This window comes from Spirochaetota bacterium (genome assembly GCA_025061835.1).
Classification (GTDB): domain Bacteria; phylum Spirochaetota; class Brevinematia; order DTOW01; family DTOW01; genus SKYB106.
Genome location: JANXAC010000005.1, coordinates 1 through 10496, shown reverse-complemented (window position 1 = coordinate 10496; position 10496 = coordinate 1). Strand labels below are relative to the sequence as shown.

Annotated in this window: 7 protein-coding genes; 1 reads left to right on the top strand and 6 read right to left on the bottom strand. The window is 35.4% G+C overall.

The genetic code is table 11. The features are described 5' to 3' along the window. Nucleotides 1–116: 116 nt before the first annotated feature. Entirely contained in the window at nucleotides 117–866 is a 750-nt protein-coding gene (locus NZ579_02965; GenBank protein MCS7298909.1) for a hypothetical protein, read from the top strand. On the opposite strand, the gene NZ579_02960 is transcribed toward NZ579_02965, so the two are convergent. From NZ579_02960 to metE, 6 genes are all read right to left on the bottom strand, one after another. Continuing rightward, nucleotides 836–1762 carry an aspartate carbamoyltransferase catalytic subunit gene (locus NZ579_02960; protein ID MCS7298908.1) on the bottom strand — a complete coding sequence of 309 codons (927 nt, stop codon included), beginning with the start codon at nucleotides 1760–1762 and terminating at the stop codon, nucleotides 836–838. The genes NZ579_02965 and NZ579_02960 overlap by 31 nt on opposite strands. Nucleotides 1763–2075: 313 nt before the next feature. Beyond that, on the bottom strand, nucleotides 2076–5327 hold the full coding sequence (locus NZ579_02955; protein ID MCS7298907.1) for a helicase-related protein: 3252 nt from the start codon (nucleotides 5325–5327) through the stop codon (nucleotides 2076–2078). 156 nt (nucleotides 5328–5483) lie between these two features. Then, nucleotides 5484–5795 (bottom strand): divalent-cation tolerance protein CutA, encoded by a 312-nt coding sequence (locus NZ579_02950; GenBank protein MCS7298906.1) that lies wholly within the window; start codon nucleotides 5793–5795, stop codon nucleotides 5484–5486. 59 nt (nucleotides 5796–5854) lie between these two features. Continuing rightward, a complete protein-coding gene (hisD, locus tag NZ579_02945) occupies nucleotides 5855–7153 on the bottom strand; it encodes a histidinol dehydrogenase (GenBank protein ID MCS7298905.1) in 1299 nt (432 codons plus the stop codon). A 14-nt stretch (nucleotides 7154–7167) separates the two neighbouring features. Continuing rightward, nucleotides 7168–7845, bottom strand: a complete 678-nt coding sequence (locus tag NZ579_02940) for a DUF3782 domain-containing protein (protein MCS7298904.1) — start codon at nucleotides 7843–7845, stop codon at nucleotides 7168–7170. 11 nt (nucleotides 7846–7856) lie between these two features. After that, entirely contained in the window at nucleotides 7857–10055 is a 2199-nt protein-coding gene (gene metE / locus NZ579_02935; protein MCS7298903.1) for a 5-methyltetrahydropteroyltriglutamate--homocysteine S-methyltransferase, read from the bottom strand. Between the last annotated feature and the right edge of the window lie 441 nt (nucleotides 10056–10496).

Genomic DNA, 10496 nt, shown 5'->3' with positions numbered 1-10496 from the left:
TCTATGCAAAAAATTATAAAACAAATTACTTATTCAAAAACCCTGAACACCCAAAAATTCTAGAATTTAGAAAACTGACTCGTTTATATTGCTAATATAGGAGTATCAGAAATGATATGAACATGATATTTAGAACTACACTTATTGTCATCTTATCTATTACCACTACAACACTCATCGCAAACCCAGCTAAACCGAAAAATTTTATTTTCAATCACAATACTCAAAGATTGTATCTCTCCTATTCATCTGGTATGTTCAAAGAAGAAACATATGAGGTTATGTTATCCTATATTAATTTCTCTCTGTCTTTGATCAATAAAAACTATGGAGAGATTACCATCATAGATGATCAAGGGAATATCAACGGTTCTGCTGTTGTCTATGACCTATCAACCACTGCTGGTTATTCCGTAAGGATACTAGATAATCTCTTTACCTACGCTTCTCTTCTACTTGATTACGAATACTACTACTTCTTCTCTGACATCTATGTCGGTGGAGGAATAGGCGTTGGTTTTAACTATGGAGGAATAAACACTTTCAATATACTAGAATTTAGAAGTTATTCAACCTCCTTTGAAGGAGTTGTATATAATAACTTTCAGAATATTGTGATTCTTGGGATTGGTTATAACATAAGTTATTACTACCAAGACCTCTTTCTATTTATCATATCAAAGATCTTTGAATACTCTGGAGTTAGAATGAATGTTATGACAAGTATAATGTATGGCACAACAAAAGGATTTATACCATACTTTGAGGCATCAGTTGGATACTATTCTTTGAGTATAGGATATGGTCTATCAATACATCAGAGTATGGGTATTTCTCAATTCTGGTTTTTGGAGTCAAAGATATGAGATAGGATACTCATTCTTATGGCAACACCACTAGTAACTTGGTCTAAAATAAGAGACTTATCACAGTATATAACATCAGAAGAAATCTCAACTTCTCTATTCACAGGACCGGGATGCATCACGAATACTTCCTTATTAGAAGATTTCAGTTTCTCCTCGGTTAGTCCCCAGAACTTCTTGTATTCTCTCGTTGATGGAACATAAGCAGAGTTTTGTCTTTCCGTTTGTATCCTTAAAAGCATTATGACATCCGAAAATTCAATAACCTCATCAAAACTCCTAGCAATCCTAACACCAAACATTTCAATCTCCTTAGGTAGCAATGTAGTAGGACCATATACCATAAGGTTATTATTACCTATCTTCTTCATAAGCAGGATATTTGATCTGGCAACCCTACTGAAAAGAATGTCTCCAACGATTGAAAGGTTTATCCTTCTAATGTCTCCAAACTTTAGCTTCATTGTAAGAGCATCAAGTAGAGCTTGCGAAGGATGTTCGTGCGAGCCATCACCCGCGTTTATTATGCTAACATTCTTTATGTCTCTTGCCAAAAGGTAAGGAAGTCCTGATATATTTGACCTGATAACAACCGCATCAACTTTCATCGCTTCTATAGTCTTAAGAGTATCCAACCTACTCTCACCTTTCTGAATTGAACTAACATTTTCTGAAAAATTCAATACTTTAGCACCTAGAAGACTAGAAGCCATCTCAAAGCTCATTCTCGTTCTCGTTGATGGCTCAAAAAACAAATTCACTATGACTCTCTCTCTGAGTATCTGAGGGATACTGTCCCTGTCGTTTATAAGTTCATTTCTATAAACCTCTCCTAATTCTATTATTGACATTATTTCTTCGGATGAAAGGTCCTTTATACCAAGTAAATGTTTCATACCAAAATTCTGTATATTCAACAACTACCTTATCAAATAAGACACAAAAACTATTACTAAATACTAGTATTACGACCAGATATCTACATACTCAAAACAAGCAAGTTCAATAACCTACAAAACCTTGTCTCTCAATAAACTTAAAAATACCTAAAGACTCTCTTAACCAAATATCCTAGTTGTAAATATGTCAAACTAGCAAACCAGTAAAAACAAATCAGCAACCGAATAGCCTAACAAGTTCCTAGAAGATGATCCTACAAAACTACCCAAACCTATATTCCTAAAAGCAGGGCTAAAAAATATCAGAGGTTCAATCCTTTTGATTAAATATATCCTTAACAAAATCTTGAACCTTTCTGATTCTATTCAATAAACCTTCATCGCTAACTTTGAGTATTATACCATTACTATCCTCTGGTATCATTTCAACCTCATATTTGCCATCCATCATAATCTCAAAAAGTCTATCTGCATCTGGTAGATTGGTTTTGCTAAATCTAATCAGGATGCCTTCGTCTTTGTCATAAACTTCTTCTATCCTAAATTTCTTAAGGTATAATCTTAACCTAACTATTTCTGATAGATTGTATAAACCTTCAGGTATATTCCCATACCTATCTTGAATCTCTCCAAGAACATACTCAAGTTGCCTTTCAGTGTATGCGATGTTAAGTTTAAGCATTATTTCCATCTTCTCACTAGTAGGTATATCAAGATCTTCTGGGAAAATCCTACCTGATTTGAAGTATAGAACTGGGTCTGAATAATCAATAACCTCATTTTCATCCTGTTCTTGACTTATCATATTCAGAATATCAGACAACATTCTAACATAGAAGACATATCCAACGGAGTTAATATTGCCGTGTTGTTCCTTTCCTAGAAGATTACCAGCCCCTCGTAGTTCAAGATCCTTTAGTGCAATCCTAAAACCTGCTCCTAAATCAGAATGTTCCTCTATCACGCTTAACCTTTTCATCTGAAGTTCGCTTATAAGATACTTTGATGGATATATGAAGTATGCGTATCCTTCAACATCTCTTCTTCCAACCCTGCCCCTTATCTGATGTAAATCTGCAAGACCAAAGTTATGTGCATTGTTTATTATCACCGTATTCACATTTGGTATATCAAGCCCAGACTCTGAAATTGTTGTTGATATCATAACCCTATACTTCCCCTCAACAAAATCAAAAAAAACATTCTCAATCTCAATCTTACCAAGTTGTCCATGTAAGATGCATATATCATCATTACCAACCAATCCATTACAAGCATTGACCAAACTTCTCTTGAGTTTCTCTAATCCTTCAATCCTATCATTTACAACCAAAACTTGTCCTCCCCTCTTTATCTCTCTTTCAACCGCATCTCTTATAACTTCATCCTTCCACTCAACTATAAAAGTTTTTATTGGCTTTCTGCCAAAAGGTGGTGTTGAGATTATAGATATATCTCTCAAGTTTCCCATACTCATTCCAAGTGTCCTTGGTATCGGTGTTGCAGATAACATGAGAACATTTACATCCTCTCTACCTTTCAAGATTTCTTCCTTATGTTCTACACCAAATTTGTGTTCCTCATCAATAACTATAAGACTTAAACTCTTAAACTTATCAATGACTCTCTCCCCAGAAATCAAAGCATGCGTTCCGATCACAAGGTCTATGCTACCTTTTGAGATTTCTTCTATTGTCCTTCTAATTTCACTTTCCTTTCTCAACCTAGAGATGATACCAATCTTGACACCGAAAGGAGATAATCTACTGGTAAAAGTCTTGTAATGCTGTTCTGCAAGAATAGTAGTTGGAACAAGAACCATTACTTGGTAGCCATTGAGAATGTGTAAAAAAGCGGCTCTTATAGCAATCTCAGTTTTACCAAAGCCAACATCTCCACATATAACCCTTTCCATCACTTTTTGCGAAGCAAGGTCGGATTTTATTTCTTCAAGTGCTCTTATCTGGTCTGGAGTTTCTTCATAAGGAAAACTATCTTCAAGCATTTCATACTCATCATAGTCCAATCTAAAAGCACTCTTTTTACGAACTTGCCTCAATGCCTTAAGTCTCAATAGGTCTCTTGAAAACTTTAATATGCTATCCCTAACTCTTTTCTTTACATTCTTCCAAGTATTGGATTTTAATTTACTTAATTTCGGTTCTTCGCTACCTATATACTTACTTATTAGATTAAATTGTTCTGGTGGAATATACAGTGAATCACCACCATCAAACTCTATTTTAGCAAACTCCTTAATGCTATCAAAATACTTAATCTCTACAAGTCCTCTGAATATACCTATCCCGTAAGACGAATGAACTACATAATCACCTTCCTTTATGTTAGTGAAAAAATGAATGTCCCTAAGTTCGTCAGAAGATATCTCAACAGTATCAGTATCATATTCTACAAACTCTCTGTTAAAGAGTTCAGATATAGTTATAATAGTAACATTATCTAACTCAACCCCCCTCGGTAGATTAAACCCCTCAAGAATCCCAACCTTACCTTCAGTTTGAATATTATCTACCATCTTACGAAGATCATCAAAGTCTTCAACTCTTCCCGCAAAGAAAGACGAAATTCCATACTTGGAAAATACTCTTCCTGCTTTCTTGGTGTATCGCTCGCTTGGTGAGATGAAGAAAACTTTATTCTTACTCAGTTTCGCTGAAATATAACCTGAAAGAACAAGATAATTCGGTAGTAGCATGTCCTTGTCTATGAACATAGGAAAGAGTTCCAATTTTACGCTAGGAATAGATATGTTCTCCGGTAATTCACCTATAACCTCCTGTGGAGAAAGAAAATCAGAATTGTTACTTACGCTTGAGTATAGACTAGAAATAGTATCATATATTCTTTGATACTCCTCTTGTAGGTCTTCTATTCTAATAAGAGAGAAGATGGTCGGATTCTCTGTTAGTTCGTAGAATGATACAGCTTCGTATCCCTTCTTAAACAAGCGATAGAAATCGTTCTCATATGGAGGATAAATCTCTACAAAATTTAGTTCTTCTCTCCCTCTGCTTGTTTCAGGATCAAATGCTCTTATGCGTTTTATCTCACCGAAATCAGTTATTACTCTAATCGGAAATCTATAGATTGATGTAAAAATTTCAAAAACCGATCCCTTTATAGCATATTCACCATAATCCACAACTCTATCTAACCTCTCATAACCAAACCTATCTACTACCTCCTTTAGTTCCCTAAGATCAACACTTTCTCCGACCCTTAAGGTGAGTGGTTTGGAGTAAATTATTTCTTTTGATATTGTTCTCAACAGTAGTCCTTCAATAGTTGTTAGTATGAAAGTTGTATCAGAATTTAAATTTCTTATCGTTTTGACTCTCTCCTTCGCTCTATCTATTGGCGGAACAGACGCTGTGTATGGATAAACATCTAGTGACGGAAGTGTAAGTCCCTTTGTAAATACCTTAAGAAAAATGTCTTTCAAACTATCAAACTCTTCCTCACTCGTTATAATTACAGACTTTCCAACCTTATGCGTTGAAAACAAAATTTTGTATAGTTGCTTTAGTTGCTCTTCTATCATAACACTTCACTTACTAGTCATGACTATCATAGAAGGTGATGATTAATAAACCTAAACGAGTCATTTCAGTTGCTGAGTTAAAACCTAACCTTGACATCATACCAAATATTCAAGATCAACAATCCAAACTCTGAAAAGTAGATAAAGAATACCAGTCTATACTCTTGTCTCTTTTAGTAACCATTCTAGGTATTCGTTATTCACATTCTCCACATTGATTGCTACGATTTCAGGAACCGTGTAAGGATGGTTTTGCTTTATAAACTCTTTGAGTTTGTCAAACAGTATCTTCTGCGTCTTGATAACCATTAGGTCTTCTGTGTCTCTCTCAACATTTCCTTTCCAATGGTATATACTCTTAACACCAGGTATTATGTTTATACATCCAGCAAGTCGCTCGTTGATGATCTTGTCAGCAAGCTCCTCTGACTTTCCAGCAGGTATAGTACAAAGAACAACTACCATCATACCAAAATTATTACTAACCTATAGACAAAGATTCAAAATTCTCTTGATAAACTCTAGAATTATAGTTTCCTTTTCTCAACTGACAAGGCGTGTACCTCTAGTTCTTCGTATCTTGCAAGTTTTGATACTACTGGTATATCTTCCTTGAGTTGCTCCTCATTCCACTGGGCAATATTGTAGAATTTAACAAAGTTATACACTCCAAGTGGTGAAGAGAACCTAGCACTACTTCCGGTTGGTAAAACATGATTGACACCCGCCACGTAATCCGTTAAAACTACTGGTGTATGTTCTCCTATTATCACAGTTCCAGCATTTCTCACATATCTATCTATGTTGTTGATATCCACACCTTCAACGATAACTTCAAGATGCTCAGGGGCAATCTTATTTACAATTTCAAACCCTTCATCTAAACTTTCAACGAGTATGAAAAAAAAGTTACTTAAAGAGTTTTTAAGGATATCTCTTCTTTCCGCTTCAGCCATTATGGACAACATTTGACTTCTAACATCATCCAGTAGTTTTTGATTTGTTGAAATAAAGTAGCCACTAGAATCTGGATCATGCTCAAGTTGAGACAATAGGTCAAGAGACATGTAGTATGGATCTCCTTTGTCTGCTATAACACATATTTCACTTGGACCTGGTAGCATATCTATTCCGATTACACCATTGAGAAGTTTCTTTGCTGTAATGTAGTATTTATTTCCAGGACCAACTATCATATCTACCTTTGGTATTGTCTCTGTCCCGAAGGCAAAACTCGCAACTGCTACTGCCCCACCGACTTTAAAAACATCTTTAACACCCATTACTTCACACAAGTATAGGATTACTGAAGGTACCTTTCCATTCCTTGATGGAGTTGAAACAAAGATATTCTTAACACCTGCAACTTTAGCTGGTATGGTATTCATAATGAGAGTGGATGGATATACAGCTCTACCACCCGGAACATAAACACAAACGCTCTCAACAGGCTTCGCAACCTGACCTACAATACCATTAGTCTCTAATGTCCATTTTCCATACAGTTTAAGTATTTCAAATTGAGTCTCGTGAAATTTCTTGACTCTCTCTATGGCTTTAAGAAAACCTTCCACAACAGTCTTAAGATTAGAACTACTCTCTATCTCTTTTCTAGCAACCTCAAACTCCCTTTCGCTAACTTTTATCTCATCACCCTCAAACCCATCAAATCTCTTCAGGTATTCCAATACGGCTTTATCACCATTCCTCCTAACATTTTCAATTATCTCTTCAACGGACCTTAACACCTCTTTATCTAGTGTTATCTCACTTGCTCTTGTAGGCAAAGCATCTACAACTTCACCTCTAATATTTCCTATCTTCATAGTTCAGTATTCTCCTAATTTGTTATTATTCTAATACCTTCCTGTTTCGCAAAACTAATAACATCCTCATATGCGAAGAAAGACACCACTATCCTATCAATCCCTTTCCTAACCTTTTCAGTAGCAAGATAATACTCACAAGCCTCCCAGAATTTTTCTACCGCTTCAATATTACAAGATGACTTCACCTCCACTAGTATCTCTTTACCATCCGTTATCACTATATCCATTTCATAGATTTTGCTAACTTTCACACCTCCAGGACCCGTATAAGTAACCTCCTTATTCCACTTTTTTACAGTTCCTCCCCACTCCTTGACCAAGGATTCAGCAAAGTTTCTCATAGCAGTTTCAGAAGATATTCCCCTCCTTTCTCCGATAGCATCAATCCTATTTATAAGCTTTTCTGTCGTTTTGTCCATTTTCTCATCCACCTGCCTCATTATCCTATCCGTAGCATCCTCTATCTTCTCATCCATTTCTCTTATAATCTCTTCTTTCTGATTCTTAAGTGCTTCATAAAAATCTTTCTTAAGAAGAAGCATCTTGTTATCAAACTCTTCTATCTGTTTCTCAAGTGCTAGATAAAACTCATTCCCCAAGTTAGCAGACAGCTTGGCTAATGCCTCATCAAGGTATGTTTCCGTAATATGATAAATAATACTCACCATAACAATTGAATGTATATTCATCAAACAAGGTTTCAAGTCTTTCGCAATTCTTGTGATAGCTTCACCATATTTTTGAGAGATGGTATGACTTCTTCCCACTTCCTTGTCTTAAGACCACAATCAGGGTTTATCCAGAAGTTATTTGGGTCAATATACCTTAACGACCTATCTACTATCCTTTTCATACTATAAGTGTCCGGAACTTCAGGTGAATGAACATCATAAACTCCAAGACCAATCTGATGATCATAGTTAAACCTCTCAAACGCATCAAGTATATCTCCACCACTTCTTGTTGCTTCAATACTTATAACATCAGCATCCATTTCATATATCTTGTCAATTATCTCGCCGAACTCAGAGTAGCACATATGTGTGTGTAGTTGAACCTCTGGGGATGCTTTTGAAGAGAGTCTAAATGCTTTAATAGACCAGTCAAAGTACTCACTCCAATCTCTTCTCTTTATAGGCGCTTTCTCCCTGAAAGCAGGCTCATCTATCTGTATTATCTTTATGCCATTTTTCTCAATTTCTTTGACCTCGTCAAGTATAGCGAGTGCTATCTGAAAAGCAACTTCCCTTTCAGAAATATCTTTCCTACCATAACTCCAAGCAAGAATAGTAACAGGACCCGTAAGTATCGCTTTAACTGGCTTTTTAGTAAGACTCTGAGCATATAAAATCTCATCAATAACAAGGTTACAATCTCTATAAACATCACCGTATATTATAGGTGCTCTGTAGATTCTAGTTCCATAAGATAAGACCCACCCGTTACTAGTTGTAGCCATACCTTTAAGTTTCTCTGCGAAATATTCAACCATATCACTTCTCTCAAATTCACCGTGAACCAACACATCAAGCCCTATTTCCTCCTGAATCCTTATTACATCCCTTATCTTAGACTTTATAAATTCAGAGTATTCTTCCTTGGTAATCTCCCCCTTCTTATACTTCAATCTCATTTGGCGAACTTCCTCAGTTTGAGGGAAACTACCTATTGTAGTTGTTGGAAATTTTGGAAGTTTGAGCCAATTTGATTGTATCTTAACTCTCTCTTTGTAATCTTTCTCCCTTCTAAAATCTTGATCTTTAAGGTTTTTTACTCTCTCCTGAACGGATTTATTAAACCACCAAGAGTTGTCATACTTGTATTCATTCCACTTAAGTGCATCCTCATTGCCATCTAGATAAGATTTTATATGTTTTATCTCCTCTATTTTCTCTTTAGCGAAAGCAAGTCTCTCTTTAAGTGATGGATGAAGTGCATCTTCAACTTCTACGGTGTAAGGAAGATGATATAGTGGTGCTCCGTTTGAAATCCAAACCTCCTTTGCACCAAGCGTAAGAATCTCTTCTCTTATTTTGCTAGAAACTTTTTTAATATCATCCTTCCACACACTTCTACCATCAACCACTCCTGCAACGAGGATCTTATCCCTTAGATTATCACTATACCTCTTCAGAGATTTGATACTTCTATCACCATTATGAGAAAAGTCAATACCAATACCGAATATATCTGTGGATAGAAGAACCTCCATGGCTTTTTCATCAACATCGTCGTAATATGTAATAACGAGTAGCTTACTATGCTTTGAAATTTTAGAGTACACATCCTTAACAAACTCTCTTTCCTTATCATTGAGTTCATAAACCAACGCAGGTTCATCTACATGAATAAAAGAACTACCTTCACTTGATAGTTGTTTTATAACTTCTGAATATACCTCAGTTATCATATCAGAAAAGTAATTAATATCCTTAACACCTTTTGAAAGCTTGAGAAACGTGAGAGGACCTACCAAAAACGGAAGGGATTTAGGAGACTTATTCTTTCTATATTCCTCAAGGGGCTTGTTCCACGAAAGATCAAGTTTCACACTTTCTGACAAAACAGGAACAACATAATGGTAGTTAGTATTAAACCACTTTGTAATCTCAAGAGCATTCTTACCTCTGACAAGATCATAATACTCTTTCCAAGAAGTATGCTTCGGATATACACCCAACATAATAGCAGTGTCAAGAATATTATCATATCCAGTTATCTCACCAACAGGATAATAATCCAAATACGAATAGTTGCTTATCATATCCTTTTGAATATTGTCAAGTTCTTTGGAAAGAGACTCGTCATTAATTTTTCCAGACCAATACGCTTCAACCGCTCTCTTGAACTCCCTATTCCTTCCTATTCTAGTAAAACCATAAGCATAAGATTTGAACATAAATTTGTCCTCCTAAAAAAGTCTCCAAATTCTAAAAGATTCTTGAAAAGGATCTCCAAAAAATTCTATTGAATTAGAAAAGTCTGAAATTTTTATAGTTTTTCTGCCAGTCATATGTTTCTTCTTTCTTTTATCTTTATTTTACAAGTCAAGAATAGGTTTTTTCACATTAAATTTTACCAAACTCTACTAAAAACTTCAGTCATATTTAGTTGAAACTTTACCTTTTCTTCTTCAGAATATCCTTCAAGGAAGGAGGTTTTTATGAGAATAATTTCAGTTCTTTGCTTACTTACACTCTTGGTGCTTGTCTTTGCTAACAAAGCACTTCCATCTTCTCTAAGCGAGATAGAAAATATTATCACCAAACTCGACGATAAAGACTACAAATTTGTATCCAAAATTTCCGACAAGGCTTGGAAGGTAAAATACAATCTCAGT

Excerpts from the sequence above, each read along its gene's own strand:
- NZ579_02960 (MCS7298908.1), bottom strand. The coding sequence starts at position 1,762 with ATGAAACATTTACTTGGTATAAAGGACCTTTCATCCGAAGAAATAATG.
- NZ579_02950 (MCS7298906.1), bottom strand. The coding sequence starts at position 5,795 with ATGATGGTAGTTGTTCTTTGTACTATACCTGCTGGAAAGTCAGAGGAG.
- NZ579_02940 (MCS7298904.1), bottom strand. The coding sequence starts at position 7,845 with ATGAATATACATTCAATTGTTATGGTGAGTATTATTTATCATATTACG.
- hisD (MCS7298905.1), bottom strand. The coding sequence starts at position 7,153 with ATGAAGATAGGAAATATTAGAGGTGAAGTTGTAGATGCTTTGCCTACA.
- NZ579_02955 (MCS7298907.1), bottom strand. The coding sequence starts at position 5,327 with ATGATAGAAGAGCAACTAAAGCAACTATACAAAATTTTGTTTTCAACG.
- NZ579_02965 (MCS7298909.1), top strand. The coding sequence starts at position 117 with ATGAACATGATATTTAGAACTACACTTATTGTCATCTTATCTATTACC.
- metE (MCS7298903.1), bottom strand. The coding sequence starts at position 10,055 with ATGTTCAAATCTTATGCTTATGGTTTTACTAGAATAGGAAGGAATAGG.